The sequence below is a fragment of the Mesorhizobium sp. P2_C7 genome, from assembly GCF_056404515.1.
This window is the reverse complement of sequence record NZ_JBFUDW010000001.1, coordinates 312,747-336,630: the sequence shown is the minus strand read 5'-3', so window position 1 is coordinate 336,630 and position 23,884 is coordinate 312,747. Positions and strand designations below refer to the sequence as shown.

At 63.4% G+C, this 23,884-nt stretch carries 24 protein-coding genes; 15 read left to right on the top strand and 9 right to left on the bottom strand.

Annotated features, from left to right (window positions below):
* Window positions 1-355: 355 nt before the first annotated feature.
* Together AC1D2G_RS01665 and AC1D2G_RS01660 are read left to right on the top strand one after the other, a co-directional pair.
* Window positions 356-1,276: an SMP-30/gluconolactonase/LRE family protein gene (locus AC1D2G_RS01665; protein ID WP_457152945.1), complete on the top strand. Its 921-nt coding sequence runs from the start codon at window positions 356-358 to the stop codon at window positions 1,274-1,276.
* Window positions 1,277-1,309: 33 nt separating this feature from the next.
* Window positions 1,310-1,519 (top strand): tautomerase family protein, encoded by a 210-nt coding sequence (locus AC1D2G_RS01660; RefSeq protein ID WP_095083999.1) that lies wholly within the window; start codon window positions 1,310-1,312, stop codon window positions 1,517-1,519.
* 2 nt (window positions 1,520-1,521) lie between these two features.
* On the opposite strand, the gene AC1D2G_RS01655 is transcribed toward AC1D2G_RS01660, so the two are convergent.
* The 8 genes from AC1D2G_RS01655 to AC1D2G_RS01620 all read right to left on the bottom strand — a co-directional run bounded on the left by AC1D2G_RS01655 (window position 1,522) and on the right by AC1D2G_RS01620 (window position 8,711).
* The gene (locus tag AC1D2G_RS01655; RefSeq protein ID WP_477305361.1) at window positions 1,522-2,052 is read right to left on the bottom strand and encodes an NADPH-dependent FMN reductase; all 531 of its coding nucleotides are present in this window, start codon (window positions 2,050-2,052) and stop codon (window positions 1,522-1,524) included.
* Window positions 2,053-2,091: 39 nt separating this feature from the next.
* On the bottom strand, window positions 2,092-2,712 hold the full coding sequence (locus AC1D2G_RS01650) for a pyridoxamine 5'-phosphate oxidase family protein (RefSeq protein WP_477305359.1): 621 nt from the start codon (window positions 2,710-2,712) through the stop codon (window positions 2,092-2,094).
* A gap of 72 nt (window positions 2,713-2,784) precedes the next feature.
* On the bottom strand, window positions 2,785-3,459 hold the full coding sequence (locus tag AC1D2G_RS01645) for a septation protein A (protein ID WP_184872615.1): 675 nt from the start codon (window positions 3,457-3,459) through the stop codon (window positions 2,785-2,787).
* A gap of 57 nt (window positions 3,460-3,516) precedes the next feature.
* The gene (gene ftsY / locus AC1D2G_RS01640; RefSeq protein ID WP_477411651.1) at window positions 3,517-5,202 is read right to left on the bottom strand and encodes a signal recognition particle-docking protein FtsY; all 1,686 of its coding nucleotides are present in this window, start codon (window positions 5,200-5,202) and stop codon (window positions 3,517-3,519) included.
* Between the two features lie 12 nt (window positions 5,203-5,214).
* Complete coding sequence (mtaB, locus tag AC1D2G_RS01635) at window positions 5,215-6,507, bottom strand: tRNA (N(6)-L-threonylcarbamoyladenosine(37)-C(2))-methylthiotransferase MtaB (protein WP_477411650.1); 1,293 nt, start codon at window positions 6,505-6,507, stop codon at window positions 5,215-5,217.
* Entirely contained in the window at window positions 6,507-7,391 is an 885-nt protein-coding gene (gene dapF, locus AC1D2G_RS01630; RefSeq protein ID WP_477411649.1) for a diaminopimelate epimerase, read from the bottom strand. The genes mtaB and dapF overlap by 1 nt, the downstream gene beginning before the upstream one ends.
* 72 nt (window positions 7,392-7,463) lie before the next feature.
* On the bottom strand, window positions 7,464-7,625 hold the full coding sequence (locus AC1D2G_RS01625; protein WP_477411648.1) for a DUF1328 domain-containing protein: 162 nt from the start codon (window positions 7,623-7,625) through the stop codon (window positions 7,464-7,466).
* A gap of 75 nt (window positions 7,626-7,700) precedes the next feature.
* Window positions 7,701-8,711, bottom strand: a complete 1,011-nt coding sequence (locus AC1D2G_RS01620) for an MBL fold metallo-hydrolase (RefSeq protein WP_477411647.1) — start codon at window positions 8,709-8,711, stop codon at window positions 7,701-7,703.
* A gap of 281 nt (window positions 8,712-8,992) precedes the next feature.
* Between AC1D2G_RS01620 and AC1D2G_RS01615 the strand changes: the two genes are divergently transcribed.
* Window positions 8,993-9,532 carry a protease inhibitor Inh/omp19 family protein gene (locus tag AC1D2G_RS01615; RefSeq protein ID WP_095084008.1) on the top strand — a complete coding sequence of 180 codons (540 nt, stop codon included), beginning with the start codon at window positions 8,993-8,995 and terminating at the stop codon, window positions 9,530-9,532.
* An 86-nt stretch (window positions 9,533-9,618) separates the two neighbouring features.
* A complete protein-coding gene (gene zapE, locus AC1D2G_RS01610; RefSeq protein WP_477411646.1) occupies window positions 9,619-10,818 on the top strand; it encodes a cell division protein ZapE in 1,200 nt (399 codons plus the stop codon).
* Window positions 10,819-10,877: 59 nt separating this feature from the next.
* Here zapE and AC1D2G_RS01605 read toward each other — a convergent pair whose 3' ends face one another.
* Window positions 10,878-11,306 (bottom strand): N-acetyltransferase family protein, encoded by a 429-nt coding sequence (locus tag AC1D2G_RS01605; protein ID WP_477411645.1) that lies wholly within the window; start codon window positions 11,304-11,306, stop codon window positions 10,878-10,880.
* Between the two features lie 236 nt (window positions 11,307-11,542).
* Between AC1D2G_RS01605 and mdh the strand changes: the two genes are divergently transcribed.
* The 11 genes from mdh to lpdA all read left to right on the top strand — a co-directional run bounded on the left by mdh (window position 11,543) and on the right by lpdA (window position 23,444).
* On the top strand, window positions 11,543-12,511 hold the full coding sequence (gene mdh, locus AC1D2G_RS01600) for a malate dehydrogenase (RefSeq protein WP_477411644.1): 969 nt from the start codon (window positions 11,543-11,545) through the stop codon (window positions 12,509-12,511).
* Between the two features lie 30 nt (window positions 12,512-12,541).
* The gene (gene sucC, locus AC1D2G_RS01595) at window positions 12,542-13,735 is read left to right on the top strand and encodes an ADP-forming succinate--CoA ligase subunit beta (protein WP_477411643.1); all 1,194 of its coding nucleotides are present in this window, start codon (window positions 12,542-12,544) and stop codon (window positions 13,733-13,735) included.
* Window positions 13,736-13,739: 4 nt separating this feature from the next.
* Window positions 13,740-14,111 carry a cupin domain-containing protein gene (locus AC1D2G_RS01590; protein WP_477411642.1) on the top strand — a complete coding sequence of 124 codons (372 nt, stop codon included), beginning with the start codon at window positions 13,740-13,742 and terminating at the stop codon, window positions 14,109-14,111.
* 2 nt (window positions 14,112-14,113) lie between these two features.
* Entirely contained in the window at window positions 14,114-14,611 is a 498-nt protein-coding gene (locus tag AC1D2G_RS01585; RefSeq protein ID WP_477411641.1) for a DUF1579 family protein, read from the top strand.
* A 14-nt stretch (window positions 14,612-14,625) separates the two neighbouring features.
* Complete coding sequence (sucD, locus tag AC1D2G_RS01580) at window positions 14,626-15,528, top strand: succinate--CoA ligase subunit alpha (protein ID WP_477411640.1); 903 nt, start codon at window positions 14,626-14,628, stop codon at window positions 15,526-15,528.
* Window positions 15,529-15,642: 114 nt separating this feature from the next.
* The gene (locus AC1D2G_RS01575; RefSeq protein WP_477305337.1) at window positions 15,643-18,630 is read left to right on the top strand and encodes a 2-oxoglutarate dehydrogenase E1 component; all 2,988 of its coding nucleotides are present in this window, start codon (window positions 15,643-15,645) and stop codon (window positions 18,628-18,630) included.
* 62 nt (window positions 18,631-18,692) lie between these two features.
* Window positions 18,693-19,973: a 2-oxoglutarate dehydrogenase complex dihydrolipoyllysine-residue succinyltransferase gene (gene odhB / locus AC1D2G_RS01570; RefSeq protein WP_477411639.1), complete on the top strand. Its 1,281-nt coding sequence runs from the start codon at window positions 18,693-18,695 to the stop codon at window positions 19,971-19,973.
* 16 nt (window positions 19,974-19,989) lie between these two features.
* A complete protein-coding gene (locus tag AC1D2G_RS01565; protein ID WP_477411638.1) occupies window positions 19,990-20,742 on the top strand; it encodes a DUF4241 domain-containing protein in 753 nt (250 codons plus the stop codon).
* A gap of 9 nt (window positions 20,743-20,751) precedes the next feature.
* Window positions 20,752-21,261 carry a hypothetical protein gene (locus tag AC1D2G_RS01560; RefSeq protein ID WP_477224714.1) on the top strand — a complete coding sequence of 170 codons (510 nt, stop codon included), beginning with the start codon at window positions 20,752-20,754 and terminating at the stop codon, window positions 21,259-21,261.
* Window positions 21,258-22,013 (top strand): SDR family oxidoreductase, encoded by a 756-nt coding sequence (locus AC1D2G_RS01555; protein WP_477411637.1) that lies wholly within the window; start codon window positions 21,258-21,260, stop codon window positions 22,011-22,013. The genes AC1D2G_RS01560 and AC1D2G_RS01555 overlap by 4 nt, the downstream gene beginning before the upstream one ends.
* A 24-nt stretch (window positions 22,014-22,037) precedes the next feature.
* Window positions 22,038-23,444 (top strand): dihydrolipoyl dehydrogenase, encoded by a 1,407-nt coding sequence (gene lpdA / locus AC1D2G_RS01550; RefSeq protein WP_477392400.1) that lies wholly within the window; start codon window positions 22,038-22,040, stop codon window positions 23,442-23,444.
* The last annotated feature ends 440 nt before the right edge of the window (window positions 23,445-23,884 follow it).

Here is a 23,884-nt window from a genome sequence, read left to right as displayed (position 1 = left end):
GGCCGGTTGTTCCTCCCTTGATCGATACGAAGCATGACATAGTAGTGATGCATTGCAAAAAGAAGATGTTGCAATGCACCATTGCACGCAACGCATAGCCGGTTAACTGGCCCTTACCGACAGTTCTGATGAGGTGGCATCGCTTCCTGCCTGCCTTGAGACGTCAAGATACGGTGAAGCCTCATCATCGATCTTGCCAGATCGATTTCCGGCTGGCTTGATCGCGCCTGCAGCGCCGCGTCCTTTCGGATGTGCAAAGAACGCTGTAGCACTTTCATTTTGCGCATGATCCTTTCCGAAATCGGAATCGATTTTTCGGGATCATGCGCCCGACCTAAATGCCGGGAGAAAAAGCATGGCCGCCGCAGATTATTACGAAATTCTTGATCCGCGTTTCGCGCGGCTGTTCAGTTCCAACGCGCAAGTGGAAAAGCTGTTCACTGGATGCCAATGGGCGGAAGGGCCAGCCTGGTTCGCCGCCGGCCGCTACGTCGTCTGGTCGGATATCCCCAACAACCGCATGCTGCGCTACGACGAGACGGACGGCAATGTCAGCGTCTTCCGTCAGCCCTCCGGCAATTCCAACGGCAACACCGTCGACCGGCAGGGCCGGCTGGTGACCTGCGAGCATTCGGGCCGCCGCGTCAGCCGCACCGAGTTCGACGGCTCGGTCACCACCATTGCCACCAAATGGCGCGGCAAGCGGCTGAACTCGCCCAATGATGCGGTGGTCAAGTCGGATGGCTCGATCTGGTTCACCGATCCGAGCTACGGCATCGACACCGACTATGAGGGCGACAAGGCCGAAAGCGAGATCGGCGCCTGCTACGTCTACCGGGTCGACCCCGGCACCGGCGAGGTCGAGGCCGTCATCACCGACATGGTCAGGCCCAACGGGCTTGCCTTCTCGCTCGACGAGAGCAAGCTCTATGTCGCCGACACCGGCCGCACGCATGGCGCGCAGGATCCTGCCCATATACGGGTGTTCAATGTCGGCAAGGGCGGCAAGAAGGTGTCGGGCGAAAAGGTCTTCGCCGACTGCACGGCCGGCCTGTTCGACGGCTTCAGGCTCGATGAGGACGGCCGCATCTGGACCAGTGCCGCCGACGGCATCCACTGCTACGATCCGGATGGGACGCTGATCGGCAAGGTCAAGGTGCCGGAAGTGACGGCCAATTGCGTGTTCGGCGGCAACAAGCGGAATTGCCTCTATATAGCCGGCACCACCTCACTCTACATGGTGCGGCTGATGGTCAACGGCGCCAAAACGTACTGAGCTGCCGTCAACAAAATCGAAGGGGAGGAAATCATGCCATTCGTCAACATCCGCATCGTCAAGGAAGTGATCGCCGCCGATCCGGCGGGCAAGAAGGCGGACATAGCCAAGAAAGTCACGGCCGCCATCATGGACGCCACCGGCCTCAGTAATGACGATGTCTGGGTGGTCTTCGAGGAGGTCAACGCCCGCGATTGGTACGTCGGCAAGACCGATGTGGAGACACTGAGAAGCAAGAAGTAGCCTCAGCGGCTGGCGATGAAGTCCGCGAAAACGGACAGCGCATTGTGCATCGCCAGCCGGTTTTCCGGCTTAGCCAGGATGGTCTCCACCTCCGGTGGCTTCTTGCCGAGCAGGGCGATCTTCAGCACATCTTCGCAAAGCGCAAACGACATCGTGCGCATGATCTCGGTCAGCGCGGCGCGGGCAAACAGCGAACGCGGCGAGGCGTGCACCAGCATCGCAGGCTTCTCGACAGCGGCGTCGCGCGACACCAGCCAGTCGAGGGCGTTCTTCAGCCCGCCCGGCACACCATGGGCATATTCCGGACAGGAGACGATGACGCCGTCGGCTTGAGTGACCGCGTCGATCAGTTCGGATGCCGCGAGCGGCGTCCGCTCGCCCTCATCGTCGGGATTGAAGATCGGCAGACGACCAAGCCGGTAATAGACCGTGACCCGACAGCCGGGCGGAGCATTCCGCGCCAGGGCCGCGACCAGCGCGGAATTGGTGGAGGCCGCCCGCAGGCTGCCGGAAATGGCAAGGAAGTTCAGCAAGGGTTGGGACCAGTCAGGACGAATCGTCGTCCCGAAAGCCTACCACATGGTCTGCTTATAGGCGTCGTCCAGCCAGCGGTCGGTCGCCTCGGCCGAATCGGCCACCGCCAGCTGGTCGTGTAGAATCTGTCCGAGCGTCGGCAGTGTCGCGCGATCGTACCAGGTTTCCGGCTTCCACAGATCCGAGCGCATGAAGGCCTTGGCGCAATGCATGTAGGCGGCCTTGACGGAGACCACGACGACGCTTTGCGGTTGCTTACCGTCAACGGCGAGCCGTTCGCGCAAGGTCGCGTCGACGGTGATGCGCGCGTCGCCGTTGACGCGCAGCGTCTCGTTCATGCCGGGAATGAGGAACAGCAGCCCGACCGACGGGTTGAGCAGGATGTTTTCCAGCGTGTCCAGCCGGTTGTTGCCGGGCCGGTCGGGGATGGCGATGGTCCTGTCGTCGAGAACGGCGGCGAAGCCCGGTCTGTCGCCCTTCGGCGTCACATCGGCATTGCCGACGCCATCGGACGAACCGATCAGCACGAAGGGGCTCTTGCCGATGAAGGAGCGGCAATGGCCGTCAAGCGCCTTCAATTCCTTGCGGATCGAGCCATCGGTCGGTCGCGGCGTCTTGTAGATCGTCCTCAGTTCATCGCGCGTGGTGACGAATTCCATGGCCCTCTCCCCAGAGCTTTGTTTGACGCAATTGCCTGAGGGAAAGCGCTATGCGCTTTTCCTGGAATTGCGCTATTTGCCCGCCTTCTCTTCCTTCCCGGCCTTGTCCTCAAGCGAATGGCGCAGGATCAGCGGCATCTGGCTGAAGGTGAACAGGAGCGTGATTGGCATGATGCCCCAGACCTTGAAGGTAACCCAGGCGTCGGTGGAGAAATTCCGCCACACCACTTCATTGGCAAGGGCCAGGAACAGGAAGAACAGACCCCAGCGGAAGGTCAATTTCCTCCAGCCCTCGGCGTCGAGGCTGAAGGCCGAATCGAAGACATAGCCGAGCAGCGACTTGCCGAAGTAGAGGCCGCCGAGCAGCACGCCGCCGAACAGCGTGTTGACTATGGTCGGCTTCATCTTGATGAAGATGTCGTCCTGCAGATAGAGCGTCAGCGCGCCGAAGATGAAGACGACGACGCCGGACACCATCGGCATGATCGGCAAGGTGCGCATCAGCAGCCATGAGGCGATCAGCGCGATTGCCGTGGCGGCCATGAACAGGCCGGTGGCAACGAAGATCGGGCCGCCGAATTCGGCCAGGACAGGGAATTTCCCCACCAGCCACTCGCCGCGCGCATTGGCGAAGAAGAACACCATCAACGGCCCCAGCTCCAGCACCAGCTTGAGCAGCGGATTGACGCCTTCCTTCTTCTGCTTTTGCGGATCGGACGGATCGCGTTCGAGAATGGGTGGGTTCATAGGTTTTCTTTCTTACGCACAGATCCAAAAAGCCTGCAACTCTTTGGGACATGCTTGTCAGGCAACTCCAGCGATCGCCCTGGCGAATTCGCTTGCCGAAAAAGGTTCGAGGTCGTCGACCTGTTCGCCGACGCCGATGAAATAGACCGGCAATTTGTGCTTTGCCGCGATCGCCACCAGAATACCGCCACGCGCCGTGCCGTCCAGCTTGGTCATCACCAGGCCGTTGACGCCGGCGACATTGCGGAAGATCTCGACCTGGTTGAGCGCATTCTGCCCGGTGGTGGCGTCGACCGTCTGCAACACGGTGTGCGGTGCTTCAGGGTCTAGCTTGCCCAGCACGCGGACGATCTTTTCGAGCTCGGCCATCAGTTCGGTCTTGTTCTGCAGGCGGCCGGCCGTGTCGATGATCAGCACGTCGGAACCGGCTTCCTTGGCCTTCTCGAAGGCGTCATAGGCCAGCCCCGCGGCATCGGCGCCGAGCTTGGAAGCGATGACCGGCGATTTCGTCCGCTCGCCCCAGATCTTCAATTGCTCGATCGCGGCGGCGCGGAATGTGTCGCCGGCAGCGAGCATCACCGACAGGCCACCATCGGTCAGTTTGGCCGCCAGCTTGCCGATGGTGGTGGTCTTGCCGGTGCCGTTGACGCCGACCACCAGGATGACATGCGGCTTGTGCGAGAGATCGAGCTCGAGCGGCATGGCGACGTGGGTCAACACCTTTTCCACCTCGGCCGCCATGATGGCGCGAACCTCGGTGTCCGAGACATCCTTGCCGTAGCGGCTGGAAGCCAGCGCGTCGGTGACGCGCAGGGCGGTCTCCATGCCGAGGTCGGCGCGGATCAGCACGTCCTCCAGGTCCTGCAAGGTCTCTTCGTCCAGCTTGCGCTTGGTGAAGACGCCAGCGATGTTGCCGGTGAGTTCGCGCGACGAACGCGCAAGCCCGTCCCTCATACGCTGGAACCATGAACGCCTCGGTGCCGGTTCCGGTGCCTTCTGCGGCTCGGCTTTCTGCTCGACCTTCTTGGTAACGGTCACCTTGCCGGGAGCTGGTTTTACCTCCCCCTCGATGGGGGAGGTCCCGAGCGCAGCTCGGGGGTGGGGGTGACCAGCGCCGGCGCTGCCATCCCGCCCCGCCGCTTTCACCCCTACACCCTCCCCATCGAGGGGAGGGTGGGGCGCTGGCGCGGCTTGGATCTCCGGCGCGATCTCGGCGCGCACCGGTTGCTGCTCGATCGGAGCCGGCTGGCGAATGGGCGGCGAAATCTCGGCCGGAGGGATTTCGGGTGCCGGCGTTTCGGCCGGAGCCTCGACCGGTGGCGCCGGCACTTCGACAGGCACAGGCTCCGGCTGTATCTGCGGTTGCGGCGGGACGATTTCCGGCCGCTCCGGCGCCGGAATTTCCGGCGGCTCCGGTTCGGGAATCGGCTCGGGCACCACAGGCGCGGCCGGGATTTCCGGCTCGGGCGGAATGATCGGCGCCGGCTCGGGCGCCGGTTCCTCGACAGGCGCCGGTTCCGGCGCGGGAATTACGTTCGGCTCGACCGTCGGCGTCGGCGCTGTTTCGACCTCGGGCAGCGGCTCATCGCGCTTCAGAAACTCCGGAATAATCTGTTCGGAGGCCGGCTTGAGCGCATCGAGTGCTTCCCATTTGATCGGCGGCAGCGGCGCGGTCTCGTCGACGCGCTCCTCGACCACGTCTTTCTTGCCGAACGAAAATATCTTCTTGAAAAAACCAGCCATGCTTTGCGTTTCTCAGGCGGCGCGGGCGGCAAGGGGCACGGCGATCAGCCTGGTACCATCGTGGCCGGTGATGTCAGCCTCGATGATCTCGCCCGGCACACCCGCGCCGAGCGCGGCAAGCGTAAAGCCTTCGGTGCGGCCAAGACCGTTGCGCTCGATCAGGATCGACTGGCGGGTTCCGGAAAGCGACGACAGATGGCGCCGATACGCAGCTTCACCGGCGGCGCGCAGCCGGGCGGCGCGCTGCTTTACCAGTTCGCGCCGCACCTGCGGCATGCGCGCGGCGGGCGTGCCTTCGCGGGGGCTGAACGGGAAGACATGAAGATGCGTCAGTCCGCATTCCTCGACGATCTTTTCCGAATTTTCGAACATGTCATCCGTTTCGGTCGGGAAACCGGCGATGATGTCGGCGCCGAAGACGATGCCGGGGCGCAGCTTGCGCACATCCTCGCAGAAGCGGATCGACTGATCGCGCAGATGCCGGCGCTTCATGCGCTTCAGGATCATGTCGTCGCCGGACTGCAGCGACAGATGCAGATGCGGCATCAGCCGCGGTTCGGTGGCGATGGCGTCGAGCAAATCGTCGTCGGCCTCGATCGAATCGATCGACGACAGCCTTAGGCGCTTCACATCGGGCACCTGCTTGAGGATGGTCTTCACAAGCTTGCCGAGCTTCGGGGCGCCCGGAAGGTCGGCGCCAAAACTGGTCATGTCGACGCCGGTCAGCACGATCTCGGCATAGCCATTGCCGGCGAGGCGCTTGACTTGCTCGACCACGGCGCCCATCGGCACCGAACGGGAATTGCCGCGGCCATAAGGGATGATACAGAAGGTGCAGCGGTGGTCGCAGCCATTCTGAACCTGGACGAAGGCGCGCGCCCTGCCCTCGATGGCGTCGACCATATGGCCGGCGGTCTCACGCACTGAAAAGATGTCGTTGACGCGTGCCTTCTCGGTGTCGTTGACGCCGAAATCCGGCAGTGCGCGATAGGAGTTCGCCTTCAGCTTCTCCTCATTGCCTAGCACGAGGTCGACCTCGTCCATGGCGGCGAAATTCTGCGGCTCGGTCTGGGCGGCGCAGCCGGTGACGATGATGCGCGCTGCGGGATTGTCGCGGCGCGCCTTGCGGATGGCCTGCTTGGCCTGACGCACCGCCTCGCCGGTTACGGCGCAGGTGTTGAAGATCACGGCGCCGCCTTCCAGTGCGCCAAGGCCAGCGCTTTCCGCCTCGCGGCGCATCACTTCGGACTCATAGGTGTTCAGCCGGCAGCCGAAGGTGACGACATCGATACCCTGGGAGGCCATCAGGCCGCGCTTTCGGTGTCGCGGGCCCAAATGCCGGTCGACGGATCGAAGCTGCCGGAAAACTCCCATTCGGCGGCACCGGTGAGGATGACGTGGTCATTTTCAAGCCATTCGACATGCAGCGAGCCGCCGCCTGGGGTCATCAGGCTGACGCTGCGGCCGGTCCGGTTGGTGCGGGCCGCCGCGACCACCGATGCGCATGCGGCGGAGCCGCAGGCCTTGGTCAGGCCGGCGCCGCGCTCCCAGGTGCGGATGACCATGGTGTCGTGCGAGGTGACCTCGGCGATGGTGATGTTGGCGCGTTCGGGAAACATCGGATGGTTCTCGAGCAACGGCCCGAAGCGGTCGAGCTCATAGGACCAGACGTCGCGGTCGACCCAGAAGATGGCGTGCGGGTTGCCCATCGAGACGACCGAGGGCGAATGCAGAACCGGCGCGTCGATCGGGCCGATCTGCAGCTCGATCATGCGGGTGTCGTGGAATTCCTCGGCCAGCGGAATATCCTGCCAGCCGAAACGCGGTGTGCCCATGTCGACCGAGATCGACCCATCGGCATGTTCGCGCGCGTTGAGGATGCCGGCCACGGTCTCGAAGGTGAAATTCTTCTGACCGGTCTCGGCGGCCAGCGCCCGGACGACGCAGCGCATGCCGTTGCCACAGGCCTGCGCCTTGGAGCCGTCGGAATTCAAGATGTCGATGAAAAAGGCGGTGCCTGGCGTCCTGGCGTCGTGGATCGCCATGATCTGGTCGAACCTGGTCGCGGAATCGGCGTTCAGCGCGATTGCCGCGGCCGCCGTCACCCGATCGGCACGGCTGCGCATGTCGGCAACGATGATCTCGTTGCCGATGCCGTTCATCTTGGCGAAAGGGGCAGTGCTGGCCATTGCTCCGCGAATTCCGTGTCCGTTTGGCGCTATATGGCGGAAACGAGCAGGAATTACCAGTGCGCAGCAGGGCTACGTCACCGCGAAGATGCCGAGCACCACCAGCAGGAAGATGACCAGAACAATGCCGATGAGGATGCGCGCGCCGGTGGCGGCGGCTCCTGACAGGGCCGGCATGCCGAGCAGGCTCGCCGCCGCGGCGACGATCAGCAGAATGATGATCCATTTGATCATGGAGAGGCTCCCAGCCAAATTGCGTTGGGGTAGCAACGCGTTCTAGCAATCTGGGTTCCTTGGCGGGCTGCTCGGCTAGATGGCTGGCACGTCCCAGACCTCGCCGGGCCGCAAGGCGCGAAAGCGCTGCCGCGGGATGCCTTGATCGTCGAGCGCCTCGGTCAATTTCCGGGCCGGCTCGTCGATCGGTTCGTCGGTGAGCTGGAAGGTGCCCCAGTGGCAGCCGGCGGCATAGGCGGCTTTGCACAATTGCATGCCGTGCACGGCCTCTTCCGGATTCTGATGCTGCGGCGCCATGAACCAGCGCGGCTCATAGGCGCCGATCGGCAGGATGGCGAAACGGAAACCGCCATGCTTTGCAGCCATCAGCCGGTAGTTGATGCCATCGTGGAAGCCGGTGTCGCCGGCGAAATAGACGTTGCCATCCGGCGTCTCGATGACGAAGCCGGCCCACAGCGCCATGCGCCGGTCGCGGGCGCCACGCGCCGACCAGTGGTGCACCGGTTCGACATGGACGGCGACGCGGTCGCCTATCTCGACCCTGTCGCCCCAGTCATGCGCCGACAGCCGCATGCCTGGAACCGCATCGGCAATCAGCGCATCGTTGCCGAGCGGGGTGATCACCAGAGGGTCGTGACTGGCCTTCAGCTGCTTCAGCGTGGCGAGATCGAGATGGTCGTAATGGTTGTGGCTGACCAGGACGAGGTCGATCGCCGGCAGGTCGGCGAAGGCGATGCCTGGCGGGTTGATCCGTTTCGGTCCGGCAAAGGAGAGGGGCGATACACGCGGCGACCAGACCGGATCAGTGAGGATGTTCAGGGCGGCCGTCTGGATCAGCATGGTGGAATGACCGACCATGGTCACTTGCAGCGCTGCGCCTTCGATCCGTGTCGCCGGTTTTACCTGCAGAAAGGGGTTCGGAGTGGGAGCCGGCCATTTCGAGCGCTTGCCGCTCAACTGCCATTTCAGCAGGTCGGCAAAACGGCCGGGTGGCTGGCCGTCGGGATTGAAGAACAAGGTGCCATCGAAATGATCGCTGGGTGGGCCGCTGTAGTAGCGGTTGGCAGCCCTCTTTCTCGCGGCCAATTTTGCAGCTCCAGCAGGTTTCGGTTTCCAAGAGATAGGACCAATGCCGGCCGGCGCAAGCATTTGGCTTGCCGGGCGCTTGGGCTGGGTACGGTGTGGCCAGATCCCGAAGGCTGGACCGACAGGCGACCGGTGTCGCCGGGATTGCGATAAATTTGCAACAAATTTTGCCGCAAACCGTATTTTAACCATATCGGGTTGAAATTTCGCCACCTTCTCCATCTTGGTGGGGGTGAGATTGTACGGACGGCGCCCCCCAGCCGAATCCGACGGAGGTTGGAATGATTTTTTCGAAAAGCGGCCTGGTGGCCGTATCGCTGGCGGCGCTCGTTGCGAGCGGCTGTTCGACCTCACGGTTCTCGTCGATGGACGACCAGCAGCCGGCACCGCTGCAGCCGGCACCGGCCGGCCAGGTGACCGCCAATCAGCTGCCGCCGCCGGCAGCACCGGGCGCCACCGACCCGTCGAAATTCCCGACCGCGCCTGGGAATACGCAGGTTGCGTCCTTGCCGCCGGACGGCTCGGCGCCCGCCGGTGCAGCGGATCTGACCGCGGCCAGCGTCGCTGGTGTCTGGAACGCCAGCGTTTCGGGCCAGAGCTGCAAGGTGGCGACCCCGCAGACCAAGTTCGGCGCCGGCTTCCGCGCCGGGCCGTTGCACTGCCCGGCGCCGATCGACGGCATCAAGTCGTGGAATGTCGCCGGCAAGCAGCTGACGCTCTATGACGAAAATGGCGGCACGCTGGCGCGGCTCTATTCGTCGGGCGGCTCGAAATTCGACGGCCAGACTTCCAACGGCCAGGCGATTTCGCTTACAAGGTAGGCGACCGCCCCTTATTTGTTCCTACGCAATTCCGGAAGGAAAACGCTACACACCCTTCCTGGAATTGCTCGACAACGACGTGACCGATGCATCTGCGTGACGGCCTCCAGACCCATGCGACCGTCAGGCAGCGCTACGACCATCTGGTGGAAACCGGCGCGATCGAACGCGATCCGGCGCAGGAACGGATCGCCGCCGCGCTCGACCGGCTGACCGACGAGATTTCGGCCAAGCGGCTGGCGCACAAGTCCAGCGCGCTGGGCTGGCTGTTCGCGCGCAAGCGCGAGACGCATGAGGCCGTCAAAGGCCTCTACATCCATGGTGGCGTCGGCCGCGGCAAGACCATGCTGATGGACATGTTCTTCGAATTGCTGCCGGTGCGGCGCAAGCGCCGCGTCCATTTCAACGACTTCATGGCCGATGTGCAGGACCGCATCCAGAAGCACCGGCAGGCGCGCAAGGATGGCACGGTCAAGGAGGACGACCCGATTCCGCCGGTGGCCAAGGCGCTTGCCGAGCAGGCCTGGGTGCTGTGCTTCGACGAGTTCTCGGTCACCGACATTGCCGATGCGATGATCCTGTCGCGGCTGTTTTCGGCGCTGTTCGCCAGCGGCGTGGTGCTGGTCGCCACCTCGAACGTGGCGCCGGAGAATCTCTATGGTGACGGCCTGAACCGCCAGCTTTTCCTGCCTTTCATCGGTATCCTGGAGCGGCATGCGCGGGTGCTGTCGCTCGACGCCGACAAGGACTACCGGCTGGAAAAGCTCGTCCGCACGCCGGTCTATGTCACGCCGGCCGATGCGACGGCCGACGAGATGCTCGACGAGGCCTGGCAAACCATGACGCGCGGCGTGCCGACGGCCGAGACCTCGCTGACCCTCAAGGGACGGCAGGTGGTGGTGCCCGCTGCCGCCGGCGACGCTGCGCGGTTTTCCTTCGCCGATCTCTGCGAAAAGCCGCTTGGCGCCCGCGATTTCCTGGCAATCGCCGGCCGCTTCTCGACCATCTTCATCGATCACGTCCCGGTGCTCGGCGAAGGCAAGCGCAACGAGGCCAAGCGCTTCATCCTGTTGATCGACACGCTCTACGATCATCATGCGCGGCTGGTGGTCAGCGCCGCGGCCCCGCCGCCGCAGCTTTATCAAGCCAAACGCGGGGTCGAGGTCTTCGAGTTCGAACGCACCGCATCACGCCTAATCGAGATGCAAAGCCGCGACTGGCTGGAGGATTGGGCGGAACGGCGCAAGGCGAGGGCAGCGCCAGAGGCAGAGCAGGCACGGGCCTGAGATAGTTCTTCGGAAGGTCGCGATCCCTGCCCCTCGTCTGTCTCGCCGGCGCCAAAGATCTAAAGCGCATACAGATACATCACGAAATCTTCTGCCGGCCCATGCGGCTCTTTGCGCGACTCATAGAGCGCGCGGGCAGGCACATTGCCCGGCTCGGTGCCGACCCAGGCCTCCTCGCAGCCATGGTCACGGCCAATCGCAAACATCGCGTCGAGCATGTCTCGCGCGATGCCCTGGCGCTGGAAGGCCGGCGAAACGCCGACCTCGTCTATATAGAGCTCGCTGACCTTGTCGGGGTGGCGGTGGATGACGGCGGCGCATTGCCCGACGACCACTCCGTCGGCGAGCGCCACGATCATGAAATGGCCTGGTTCGCGGAGATAGGCTGCCAGCCGATCCGGCCTGACCGGCTCGTCGAACACATCCTCGGCGACCTGCATCACAAGGGCGTCATCGCCTGGGAATAGCCTTCGGATTTCCATCTTCATTGTGTAAATTCTCTCAAGTCGGCTTACAAACTTTGACGTTTACGTAAATCCCAATCTATCTAACCGATTGAAAATGCTAGCTCCGAAATAATCGATTGAATTTATCTTGCACCAAGGCTATTTGGTGCGGCGAAAATCCGCGGGTTCCTCGCAGCATTCCGGCCTCTTCCTCGACGCCGCCAACCAAGTCGCCAAGGACTTGGGCGCCGTCACTGACAAAGGGAAAACATCCTGACATGGCACGCAACAAGATAGCGCTTATCGGCTCTGGCATGATCGGCGGCACGCTCGCCCACATGATCGGTCTCAAGGACCTCGGCGACGTCGTGCTGTTCGATATTGCCGAGGGTATCCCGCAAGGCAAGGGGCTGGATATCGCGCAGTCGTCGCCGGTCGATGGCTTCGACAGTCGTCTCACCGGCGTCAACGACTATGCCGGCATCGAGGGTGCCGACGTCTGCATCGTCACCGCCGGCGTGCCGCGCAAGCCGGGCATGAGCCGCGACGACCTGCTCGGCATCAATCTCAAAGTCATGGAACAGGTCGGCGCCGGCCTGAAGAAGTATGCGCCGAAGGCCTTCGTGATCTGCATCACCAACCCGCTCGACGCCATGGTCTGGGCGCTGCAGAAGTTCTCGAGCCTGCCCAAGAGCCATGTCGTCGGCATGGCCGGCGTGCTCGACAGTTCGCGCTTCCGCTATTTCCTGGCCGAGGAATTCAAGGTCTCGGTCGAGGACGTCACCGCCTTCGTGCTCGGCGGCCATGGCGATTCCATGGTGCCGATGATCCGCTATTCGACGGTTTCCGGCATCCCGCTGCCCGACCTGATCAAGATGGGCTGGACGTCGAAGGAAAAGCTCGACCAGATCGTCCAGCGCACCCGCGACGGCGGCGCCGAGATCGTCGGCCTGCTCAAGACCGGCTCGGCCTATTACGCACCGGCCGCCTCGGCGATCTCGATGGCGGAAGCCTATCTCAAGGACAAGAAGCGCGTGCTGCCGTGCGCGGCGTATCTTTCCGGCCAGTATGGCGTCAAGAACACCTATGTCGGCGTGCCCGTGGTGATCGGCGCCGGCGGCGTCGAGCGCATCATCGAGATCGACCTCAACAAGAGCGAGCAGAAGATGTTCGACGCTTCGGTGGCGACGGTGCAGGGCCTGACCGAGGCCTGCGTCAAGATCGCGCCGCAGCTCGCCTCGAAGTAACCCCCAGCAGTCGACCCGGAGACATCGAAGATGAACATCCATGAGTATCAGGGCAAGGCGCTGCTGAAGAGCTTTGGCGCGCCGGTGGCCGAAGGCGTGCCGGTGTTCAAGGCGAGCGAGGCGGAAGCCGCCGCCAAGGCGCTGCCCGGCCCGCTCTATGTGGTGAAGAGCCAGATCCATGCCGGCGGCCGCGGCAAGGGCAAGTTCAAGGAACTCGGCCCTGATGCCAAGGGTGGCGTCAGGCTGGCGAAGTCGGTGGCCGACGTGGTCGCCAACGCCAACGAAATGCTCGGGCATACGCTGGTGACCAAGCAGACCGGTCCGGCCGGCAAGCAGGTCAACCGCCTCTATATCGAAGACGGCGCCGACATCGAGCGCGAACTCTATCTGTCGATCCTGGTCGACCGCTCGGTCGGCCGCGTTGCCTTCGTCGTCTCGACCGAAGGCGGCATGGACATCGAGGCGGTCGCGCACGACACGCCGGAAAAGATCATCACCGTCGCCATCGACCCGGAAAAGGGCGTCACAGCGGCCGATCTGAAGGCGCTCAACGGCGCGCTGAAGCTCGAGGGCGACGCCGGCCGGGATGGCGATACGCTGTTCCCGATCCTCTACAAGGCCTTTGTCGAGAAGGACATGAGCCTGCTCGAGGTCAACCCGCTGATCGTCATGAAGAACGGCCGGCTGCGCGTGCTGGACGCAAAAGTGTCGTTCGACAACAACGCGCTGTTCCGCCATCCCGACGTGCTCGAACTGCGCGACACCACCGAAGAGGACGAGAAGGAGATCGAGGCGTCAAAATACGACCTCGCCTATGTGGCGCTCGACGGCAATATCGGCTGCATGGTCAACGGCGCCGGCCTCGCCATGGCGACGATGGATATCATCAAGCTCTATGGCGCCGAGCCGGCCAACTTCCTCGATGTCGGCGGCGGCGCGTCGAAGGAGAAGGTGACAGCGGCGTTCAAGATCATCACCAAGGATCCGGCGGTCAAGGGCATCCTGATCAACATCTTCGGCGGTATCATGAAGTGCGACATCATCGCCGAGGGCGTGATTGCCGCGGTCAAGGAAGTCGGCCTGGAAGTGCCGCTGGTGGTGCGCCTGGAAGGCACCAATGCCGAGCTCGGCAAGAAGATCATCAACGACAGCGGCCTCAACGTGGTGTCGGCAGATGATCTCGACGACGCGGCCAAGAAGATCGTGGCGGCGGTGAAGGGCTGATCAGGTGCCTCCGCGCAAGATAAACCTGGTCGAGGCGGCGGATCAAAAGATCAACAAGGTCTTCGATCCGCATATTGCCGGCGACGTCAATGACAGCCAGGCGAAAGTCGCCAAGTTCGGCCAGGTCTTCGACTGGCACGCGCATGACAATGAGGATGAAGCCTTCCTCGTGCTACGCGGCCGCATTGCCATCGATTTCCGCGACGGTCCGGTCGAGCTCGGCGAGGGCGACTTCGTGGTCGTCCCGCGCGGCGTCGAGCACCGGCCGCGTTCGCTCAGCAAGGAACCGGTGGTGCTGATGTTCGAGCCGGCGACGACGCTCAACACAGGAAACGCCAAGAGCGACCTCACAGTCGCCGACCTGAAGCGGCTCTGACCATGAACGCGGCCTCCTTCTCTTCGCTCTCGTCCGACCACCAGCGCCTGCAAGCGCTGGTCGGCACTTGGCGTGGCGAGGAAGATGTGGCGGCCACGCAATGGACAGATGCCGGCACAGCGACGGCCGAAGCCGTTGCCGTGGCTGAATTTGGCGGCCTGTTCGTGGTGCAGCGCTATCGCCAGCGCCGCGACGGCACGGTGTCGTTCGGCGCGCACAGCGTGTTCGGCTTCGACCAGCAAAGCAGCGTCGTAACCATGCATCAATTCGACTCGATGGGCTTTGTGCCGACCGCACCGGCTACAGGCACCTGGGATGGCAATACGCTGACGCTTCTGCGCTCGTCGCTGCGCGGGTCGGCCCGGGTGACCTACGATCTCGACAGCAATGACAGTTACCGCATGCGACTGCAGTTCCAACCGGCCGGCAGCGATGTCTGGCAAGACATGGTGAGCGGCGTCTACAGCCGTGTCTCACCTTCCTCGATCAACGATTTCTAAGAAAAAGGGCCACCATGTCCATTCTCGTCGACAAGAACACCAGGGTGCTTGTGCAAGGCCTGACCGGCAAGACCGGTACGTTCCACACCGAACAGGCGCTGGCCTATCACGGCACCAAGATGGTCGGCGGCATCCATCCCAAGAAGGGTGGCGAGACCTGGACCGGCTCGAAGGGCGAGAGCCTGCCGATCTTCGCCACCGTCGCCGAGGGTAAGGAAAAGACCGGCGCCAACGCCTCCGTCGTCTATGTGCCGCCGGCGGGCGCCGCCGAAGCGATCCTGGAAGCGATCGAGGCCGAGATCCCGCTGATCATCTGCATCACCGAAGGCATTCCGGTGATGGACATGATCAAGGTCAAGGCGCGGCTCGACCGCTCGGCCTCGCGGCTGATCGGCCCGAACTGCCCGGGCGTGCTCACCCCCAACGAATGCAAGATCGGCATCATGCCGGGAAACATCTTCCGCAAGGGCTCGGTCGGCGTTGTTTCGCGCTCGGGAACACTTACCTATGAGGCTGTGTTCCAGACCACCAATGTCGGCCTCGGCCAGACCACCGCCGTCGGCATTGGCGGCGACCCTGTCAAGGGCACCGAATTCATCGACGTGCTCGAGATGTTCCTCGCCGATGACGAGACCAAGTCGATCATCATGATCGGCGAGATCGGCGGTTCGGCCGAGGAAGACGCCGCGCAGTTCCTCAAGGACGAAGCCAAGCGTGGCCGCAAAAAGCCGATGGCCGGCTTCATCGCCGGGCGCACTGCGCCGGCCGGCCGCACCATGGGTCATGCGGGAGCGGTCATCTCCGGCGGCAAGGGCGGCGCTGAGGACAAGATCGCGGCGATGGAATCGGCCGGGATAAGAGTTTCGCCCTCGCCTGCTCGGCTGGGCACGACGCTGGTCGAGGCGATCAAGGGTTAAGTAGTAGTGAATAGCGAATAGGAAACGGAGTAACGGCGCGACCTGGGGAAAATCCCTACTCGCTACTCCCTATTCGCTCTGACAAGGAGACGAAGCCAAGGCTTCGATAGAGACATGGCAAGACAAGATCAGGCCAACGACCAATTTTCCCTCACCTCTTTCCTCTATGGCGGCAACGCCGACTACATCGACGCGCTCTATGCCGCCTATGAGGACGATCCAGCCTCGGTCAATCCCGAATGGCAGGAGTTCTTCGCCGGGCTGAAGGACGACGCCGGCGACGTCCGCAAGAACGCCAAGGGCGCCTCCTGGGCCAAGCCCTCCTGGCCGCTGCAGGCCAATGGCGAACTGGTGTCGGCGCTCGACGGCAACTGGGGCATCGTCGAGAAGCATCTGGAAAAGAAGGTCAAGGATAAGGCGGTCACCAACGGTATCATCCTTTCCGACGCCGACGTGCACCAGGCGACGCGCGATTCGGTGCGCGCCATCATGATGATCCGCGCCTACCGCATGCGCGGCCATCTGCACGCCAATCTCGACCCGCTCGGCATCGCCAAGCCGCTCGAGGACTACAACGAATTGTCGCCGGAGAATTACGGCTTCACCGCCGCCGACTACGACCGGCCGATCTTCCTCGACAATGTGCTCGGGCTCGAATTCGGCACCATCCGGCAGATGCTGGAGATCCTGACGCGCACCTATTGCTCGACGCTGGGCGTCGAGTTCATGCATATTTCCGATCCCGAGGAAAAGGCCTGGATCCAGGCTCGCATCGAGGGCGCCGACAAGGAGATCTCCTTCACCGCCACCGGCAAGAAGGCGATCCTGCAGAAGCTGGTCGAGGCCGAAGGCTTCGAGCAGTTCATCGATGTCAAATACAAGGGCACCAAGCGCTTCGGCCTCGATGGCAGTGAATCGCTGATCCCGGCGCTGGAGCAGATCGTCAAGCGGGGCGGCCAGCTCGGCATGAAGGAGATCGTGCTCGGCATGGCGCATCGCGGCCGGCTGAACGTGCTCTCCCAGGTGATGGCCAAGCCGCATCGCGCCATCTTCCACGAGTTCAAGGGCGGTTCGGCTGCTCCCGACGAGGTCGAAGGTTCGGGCGACGTCAAGTACCATCTCGGCGCCTCGTCGGACCGCGAGTTCGACGGCAACAAGGTGCATCTGTCCTTGACCGCCAATCCCTCGCACCTGGAAATCGTCGATCCGGTGGTGATGGGCAAGGCGCGCGCCAAGCAGGACTATCTGTTCGGCCGCAGCCGCGAGGAAATCGTGCCGCTGGAAGAGCGCGCCAAGGTGCTGCCGCTGCTGCTGCACGGCGATGCCGCCTTCGCCGGCCAGGGCGTGATCGCCGAAATCCTCGGCCTGTCGGGTCTGCGCGGCCATCGCGTTGCCGGCACGCTGCATTTCATCATCAACAACCAGATCGGCTTCACCACCAATCCGCGGTTCTCGCGCTCGTCGCCCTATCCGTCTGATGTGGCCAAAATGATCGAAGCGCCGATCTTCCACGTCAATGGCGACGATCCGGAAGCCGTGGTGCATGCCACCAAGGTGGCGATCGAATTTCGCATGAAGTTCCACAAGCCGGTCGTGGTCGACATGTTCTGCTACCGCCGCTTCGGCCATAATGAGGGCGACGAACCGGCCTTCACCCAGCCGATCATGTACCGCAACATCCGCACCCACAAGACGACGGTGCAGATCTATGGCGACCGGCTGATCGCTGAGGGCCACATCACCCAGGCCGAACTCGACCAGCTGAAGGCCGACTGGCGGGCGCATCTGGAATCCGAGTGGGAAGTCGGCCAGAGCTACAAGCCCAACAAGGCCGACTGGCTGGACGGCGCCTGGTCGGGCCTGCGCACGGCCGACAACCAGGACGAACAGCGGCGCGGCAAGACCGCCGTGCCGGTCAAGACGCTGAAGGAAATCGGCAAGAAGCTGACCGAGGTGCCGAAGGATTTCGAGGCGCACAAGACGATCATCCGCTTCCTCGAGAACCGCCGCCAGGCGATCGAGTCCGGCGAAGGCATCGACTGGTCGACGGCCGAGGCGCTGGCCTTCGGCGCCATCCTGCTCGACGGCAATCCGATCCGCCTGTCGGGCCAGGATTCCGAACGCGGCACCTTCTCGCAGCGGCATTCCGTGCTCTACGACCAGCGCGACGAGACCCGCTACATCCCGCTCAACAATCTGTCGGCGGCGCAGGCCGGCTACGAAGTCATCAACTCGATGTTGTCGGAAGAGGCGGTGCTGGGCTTCGAATATGGCTACAGCCTGGCCGAGCCGAAGGCGCTGACCTTGTGGGAGGCGCAGTTCGGCGATTTCGCCAACGGCGCCCAGGTGGTGTTCGACCAGTTCATCTCGTCGGGCGAGCGCAAGTGGCTCCGAATGTCGGGCCTCGTCTGCCTCTTGCCGCATGGCTATGAAGGCCAGGGACCGGAGCATTCCTCGGCCCGGCTCGAGCGCTTCCTGCAGCTTTGCGCCGAAGACAACATGCAAGTGGCCAACTGCACGACGCCGGCTAACTATTTCCACATCCTGCGCCGGCAGTTGAAGCGCGACTTCCGCAAGCCGCTGATCCTGATGACGCCGAAGTCGCTGCTGCGCCACAAGCGGGCGGTGTCGACGCTGCCGGAAATCTCGGGCGAAAGCTCGTTCCACCGGCTGTTGTGGGACGATGCCCAGCTGCTTCCCAACCAGGCGATCAAGCTCACCAAGGATTCGAAGATCCGCCGCGTCGTGCTGTGCTCGGGCAAGGTCTATTACGACCTCTACGAGGAGCGCGAGAAGCGCGGCATCAACGACATCTACCTGCTGCGCGTCGAACAGCTCTATCCGTTCCCGGCCAAGGCGCTGATTACGGAACTGTCGCGTTTCCGCAATGCAGAGATGGTGTGGTGCCAGGAAGAGCCCAAGAACATGGGCGCCTGGTCGTTCATCGACCCGTATCTGGAATGGGTGCTGGCGCATATCGACGCCAAGCATCAGCGGGTGCGCTACACCGGGCGCCCGGCGGCCGCCTCACCGGCGACCGGACTGATGTCGAAGCACCTTGCCCAGCTCGCCGCCTTGCTCGAAGACGCGCTCGGTGAATAGAAGAGACTCGGGTGAATAGAACAGATCTGGGCGAATAACTCAGGAAGAAACGGACAGGCACAATGGCTACCGAAATCCGCGTTCCCACGCTCGGCGAATCCGTCACCGAAGCGACTGTCGGCAAATGGTTCAAGAAGGTCGGCGACACGATCGCCGCCGATGAACCGCTGGTCGAGCTCGAGACCGACAAGGTGACGGTGGAGGTGCCTGCCGCCGCCGCCGGTACGCTGGGCGAGATCACCGTGAAGGAAGGGGAGACGGTCGGCGTCGGCGCGCTGCTGGGTTCGATTTCCGCAGGTGGCGACGCCGCCGTTCCGGCGACCAAGCCACAGGCGGTGTCGCAGGGCTCGTCGCCGGATGCGGCATCGACCGGCAAGCAGGCCGCCGCCGAAACCGCCAAGATCGCCGGCGACGCCGGCGCGGTCGAGCCTCGTAGCATGCCGCCGGCCCCGGCCGCGGCAAAACTGATCGCCGAGAACAATCTCGCTGTCGACCAGCTCTCGGGTTCCGGCAAGCGCGGCCAGGTGCTCAAGGGCGACGTGCTCGACGCGATCTCCAAGGGCGCGCCGTCACAGCCGGCCGAGACCCCCAGGGCAGCGCCGGCGCCGGTTGCGGTGCGGGCGCCGTCCTCGGGCGACGATGCGTCGCGCGAGGAGCGCGTGCGCATGACCAAATTGCGCCAGACCATCGCGCGCCGGCTCAAGGAAGCGCAGTCGACCGCCGCCATGCTGACCACCTTCAACGAGGTCGACATGAGCGCGGTGATGGCGCTCAGGACCAAGTACAAGGACGTGTTCGAGAAGAAGCACGGCGTGAAGCTTGGCTTCATGGGCTTCTTCACCAAGGCCGTCACCCACGCCTTGAAGGAAATCCCCTCGGTCAACGCCGAGATCGACAGCACCGACATTATCTTCAAGAACTATGCCCATATCGGCGTCGCCGTCGGCACCGAAAAGGGCCTGGTTGTGCCGGTCGTGCGCGATGCCGATCAGATGTCGATCGCCGAGATCGAGAAGGAGATCGGCCGCCTGGGCATCGCCGCGCGCGATGGCAAGCTGTCGGTCGCCGACATGCAGGGCGGCACGTTTACGATTTCCAACGGCGGCGTCTACGGGTCGCTGATGTCGACGCCGATCCTCAACGCGCCGCAGTCGGGCATTCTGGGCATGCACAAGATCCAGGACCGGCCGGTGGTGGTCGGTGGCCAGATCGTGATCCGGCCGATGATGTATCTGGCGCTCAGCTACGATCACCGCATCGTCGACGGCAAGGAAGCGGTGACCTTCCTGGTCCGCGTCAAGGAAAGCCTGGAGGATCCGGAACGGCTGGTTCTCGATCTGTGAGCGGGACTGATCCGCAATGAGCGGCTTGCTGGAGCAGCTAGGGTTCAAGCTGGGCCGTGCGCTACGGATTTTGCGGCGCGGGCCGTGGACCTCTATGTCCACGCCGGCGGTGGTGTCGGCCGAATGGGATCCGGCGCAGGCGAGCAGCAATCTCGGCCTCTTCGACCTGAGCGATGCGCAAATGGCGGAGCGCGAGATAACCGTCACGGTGATCGGCGAGCTGGATTTGCCGACAGGCGAAATTGTCGCCTGCGATCCCCTGACTACCGGAACCGACTGGCCAGCGTTAAGCCGCAAGGTCAGACCAGGGCGCTACCCGGTATCGTTGCTTGAGGCACAAGGCCGTGTTGCTGCAGCAGTCCTGCGCTTCCGGCCCGGCAGGCCGTTTCGCTGGGAGCTGGCAACCTTGCCCGATCAGGATGCATCGACCCTGAAGGGCAACGAGGTATTTGGATATCCCGTCGATGCCGGTCTTGGTTCGTTCATGGACAAGATGGCAATGGCGTTGATGTCTGAGCAGCAGGACAAGCTTGAAGCCAAGCAGAATTACTATGACGACGTCCTGGCGGCCGAGTTTGCGCCCAACCAGGATCGGTTCGCGATGCATCACCCCGTTGTCGGCAATCCCCTCAACATTGCGATGTTCTGGAGCGGCTGGGGTGACGGAATCTATCCATCGTTCTGGGGCCTCAGCGCGGCTGGCGAGCCGCTGCTGCTGATGACCGACTTTGAAGTGCTTGAAAACGCCGATGGCCGCGAGAGCCAGTAGGTCGCCGCGATGCAAAGCCCCTTGTCGTCCGCCATCGCATGCCTAGCGGGATCTCTGGCTGTTTTGTTCACCGGCTCCGCCACAATCGCAGCCTGCCCGATCGAACTCGCCGTCTATGGCGAGGCCCAAAGCGGCAGTGAGATCGATTTTAGCCCGACCGGCACCTCAGCGACCGTCACCAACAGCTTCCGGGTGATCCTCGACAACAATGTGGTGCTGAACGGCATCGTCATGTGGAACGAGGGCGTGTCGCGGCCGAACGGCGTGCTGATGTACAAATGCCCCGAGGGCGACGTCACCGGCGAGGAGCTCGCCGCCTGTACGGCTTGGCACGGCGTCATCTACACGTCGGATGACAAGGGCAGCATCGGCCTGCTGCCGGCCGAAGGCGTCGAGGCGCCGAAGACGCTGATCCTGCCGGATCTTGGGCAGTCGCTGCGTCAATCCTCGGCCTATGGCGGCAATGGATTTTCGAAAGTGCCGTGGGATGTGTTTGCCTTGAAGGGATGCCAGGAATGACCGATACGCAAAAGGTGCTGCTGGTCACCGGCGGCAGCCGCGGCATCGGCGCCGCGATCTGCCGGCTCGGCTCGAAGACCGGCTACCGCGTCGCGGTCAACTACGCTGCGAATAAGGACGCCGCCGATGCGCTGGTCGCAGAGATCCAGGCCGCCGGCGGCGACGCTCTTGCCGTCAAGGGCGATGTCGGCGTCGAGGCCGATATCATTGCTATGTTCGGTGCCGTCGACCGCGCCTATGGCCGGCTCGATGCCTTCGTCAACAATGCCGGCATCGTCGACGCCAAGGCTCGCGTCGACGAGATGGATTTTTCGCGGCTGGAGCGCATGATGCGCATCAATGTCGTTGGTTCGTTCCTGTGCGCCCGCGAGGCGGTGAAGCGCATGTCGACGCGCCACGGCGGCAAGGGCGGCGCCATCGTCAACATCTCGTCGGCTGCGGCGGTGCTTGGCGCCGCGGACAACTATGTCGACTATGCCGCCTCCAAGGGCGCCATTGACACGTTCACCGTCGGGCTCGCCCGCGAGGTGGCACTGGAAGGCATCCGCGTCAATGCGGTGCGCCCGGGCATCATCGATACGGACATCCATGCCTCCGGCGGACAGCCGAACCGGGTGGCACTCATCCAGGATACGCTTCCGATGAAAAGAGCCGGAACGGCTGATGAAGTCGCTGGTGCGGTTCTCTATCTTTTATCCGACGCCGCGTCCTATACGACGGGCGCGATCCTGAATGTAAGCGGCGGCCGCTGAGCCCCAATCAAGAAGGACAGTATCATGGCTTATGACGTCGTTATCATCGGATCGGGACCGGGCGGCTATGTCTGCGCCATCAAGGCGGCGCAGCTCGGGCTGAAGACGGCGGTGGTCGAGAAGAACGCGACCTTCGGCGGCACCTGCCTCAACATCGGCTGCATTCCGTCCAAGGCGCTGCTTTATGCCTCCGAGATGTTCGCCGAGGCGGGCCATTCCTTCGACACGCTCGGTGTTGAGATCGCCGCGCCGAAATTGAACCTGAAGAAGATGATGGCGCACAAGGACGCGACAGTGGCGTCGAACGTCAACGGCGTCGCCTTCCTGTTCAAGAAGAACAAGATCGACAGCTTCCGCGGCACCGGCAAGGTGATCGCCGCGGGCAAAGTCTCGGTGACCGGCGAGGACGGTAAGGTCGAGGAGATCGAGACCAAGAACATCGTCATCGCCACCGGTTCGGATGTCGCCGGCATTCCCGGCGTCAAGGTCGACATCGACGAGAAGGTGATCGTGTCGTCGACCGGCGCGCTGTCGCTGGAGAAAGTGCCCGGTCATCTGGTGGTGGTCGGCGGCGGTGTCATCGGCCTCGAGCTCGGCTCTGTGTGGGCGCGGCTTGGCGCCAAGGTCACCGTCGTCGAATTCCTCGACACCATCCTGGGTGGCATGGACGGCGAGGTCTCCAAGCAGTTCCAGCGAATGCTGTCGAAGCAGGGTTTCGAGTTCAAGCTCGGCGCCAAGGTCACCGGTGTCGCCAAGGCCAAGAAGGGCGCGACCGTCACCTTCGAGCCGGTCAAGGGTGGCGCTGCCGAGACCATCGAGGCCGACGCGGTGCTGATCGCCACCGGGCGCCGCGCCTATTCCGACACTCTCGGGCTCAAGGAAGCCGGCGTCGAGGTCGACGAGCGTGGCCGGGTCACGACCGATGGCCATCTCAGAACCAACGTGCCCGGCATCTACGCCATTGGCGATGTCATCGCCGGGCCGATGCTGGCACACAAGGCCGAGGACGAGGGCGTGGCGGTGGCGGAAACCATCGCCGGCCAGGCCGGCCACGTGAACTATGACGTCATTCCGAGTGTCGTCTACACCAGTCCGGAAATCGCCTCGGTCGGCAAGACCGAGGAGGAATTGAAGAAGGCCGGCATCGAGTACAAGGCGGGGAAATTCCCGTTCACCGCCAATGGCCGGGCGCGCGCGATGCTGCACACCGACGGTTTCGTCAAGATCCTCGCCGACAAGGCAAGCGACCGCGTGCTCGGCGTCCATATTGTCGGCTTCGGCGCCGGCGAGATGATCCACGAGGCGGCGGTGCTGATGGAATTCGGTGGCTCGTCCGAGGATCTTGCCCGCACGTGCCATGCACACCCGACGATGTCGGAAGCGGTCAAGGAGGCGGCGCTGGCGACCTTCTTCAAGCCGATCCACATCTAGGAAACGCAGCCCTCGGTTCGACGCTTGGCATACCATTTTGCTGCCAGAAGAAGCTCCCCAAAACAAAACGGCCCGCCTTTTGGCGGGCCGTTCGTATTTGATATCGAGCCTGATCAGTTGGCCGGTGCGGCAGGAGCCGGCGCAGGCGCTGGAGCCGGTGCGGGCGCTGGGGCAGGCGCCGCGGGAGCGGGCGCGGCCGGAGCCGGTTCGGCTGGCTTCATAGGTTCTGCAGGAGCCGGCGCAGGTGCCGGTGTGCTGGCCGCCGGCGCCTCGGCAGGTGCCGGATGCTCACCGCCGCTTCTTCCGAAAACATAATACGCGACAACCGCCAGAATAACGACGACCAGAACAATCAACCAGGTGCTGCCACCGCCGCTTGGGCGAGGAGCGTTGGTGGACGAATTGAACGGGTCGTTTGGATTCGGTGTGTTCGCCATAAA

Coding starts and splice junctions, on each gene's coding strand:
- AC1D2G_RS01625 (WP_477411648.1), bottom strand. CDS start 7,625: ATGATCAAATGGATCATCATTCTGCTGATCGTCGCCGCGGCGGCGAGC.
- mtaB (WP_477411650.1), bottom strand. CDS start 6,507: ATGGCCTCCCAGGGTATCGATGTCGTCACCTTCGGCTGCCGGCTGAAC.
- AC1D2G_RS01555 (WP_477411637.1), top strand. CDS start 21,258: ATGACCGATACGCAAAAGGTGCTGCTGGTCACCGGCGGCAGCCGCGGC.
- AC1D2G_RS01565 (WP_477411638.1), top strand. CDS start 19,990: ATGAGCGGCTTGCTGGAGCAGCTAGGGTTCAAGCTGGGCCGTGCGCTA.
- AC1D2G_RS01575 (WP_477305337.1), top strand. CDS start 15,643: ATGGCAAGACAAGATCAGGCCAACGACCAATTTTCCCTCACCTCTTTC.
- dapF (WP_477411649.1), bottom strand. CDS start 7,391: ATGGCCAGCACTGCCCCTTTCGCCAAGATGAACGGCATCGGCAACGAG.
- mdh (WP_477411644.1), top strand. CDS start 11,543: ATGGCACGCAACAAGATAGCGCTTATCGGCTCTGGCATGATCGGCGGC.
- lpdA (WP_477392400.1), top strand. CDS start 22,038: ATGGCTTATGACGTCGTTATCATCGGATCGGGACCGGGCGGCTATGTC.
- ftsY (WP_477411651.1), bottom strand. CDS start 5,202: ATGGCTGGTTTTTTCAAGAAGATATTTTCGTTCGGCAAGAAAGACGTG.
- sucC (WP_477411643.1), top strand. CDS start 12,542: ATGAACATCCATGAGTATCAGGGCAAGGCGCTGCTGAAGAGCTTTGGC.
- AC1D2G_RS01645 (WP_184872615.1), bottom strand. CDS start 3,459: ATGAACCCACCCATTCTCGAACGCGATCCGTCCGATCCGCAAAAGCAG.
- zapE (WP_477411646.1), top strand. CDS start 9,619: ATGCATCTGCGTGACGGCCTCCAGACCCATGCGACCGTCAGGCAGCGC.
- AC1D2G_RS01660 (WP_095083999.1), top strand. CDS start 1,310: ATGCCATTCGTCAACATCCGCATCGTCAAGGAAGTGATCGCCGCCGAT.
- AC1D2G_RS01665 (WP_457152945.1), top strand. CDS start 356: ATGGCCGCCGCAGATTATTACGAAATTCTTGATCCGCGTTTCGCGCGG.
- AC1D2G_RS01585 (WP_477411641.1), top strand. CDS start 14,114: ATGAACGCGGCCTCCTTCTCTTCGCTCTCGTCCGACCACCAGCGCCTG.
- sucD (WP_477411640.1), top strand. CDS start 14,626: ATGTCCATTCTCGTCGACAAGAACACCAGGGTGCTTGTGCAAGGCCTG.
- AC1D2G_RS01615 (WP_095084008.1), top strand. CDS start 8,993: ATGATTTTTTCGAAAAGCGGCCTGGTGGCCGTATCGCTGGCGGCGCTC.
- AC1D2G_RS01560 (WP_477224714.1), top strand. CDS start 20,752: ATGCAAAGCCCCTTGTCGTCCGCCATCGCATGCCTAGCGGGATCTCTG.
- AC1D2G_RS01605 (WP_477411645.1), bottom strand. CDS start 11,306: ATGAAGATGGAAATCCGAAGGCTATTCCCAGGCGATGACGCCCTTGTG.
- AC1D2G_RS01650 (WP_477305359.1), bottom strand. CDS start 2,712: ATGGAATTCGTCACCACGCGCGATGAACTGAGGACGATCTACAAGACG.
- odhB (WP_477411639.1), top strand. CDS start 18,693: ATGGCTACCGAAATCCGCGTTCCCACGCTCGGCGAATCCGTCACCGAA.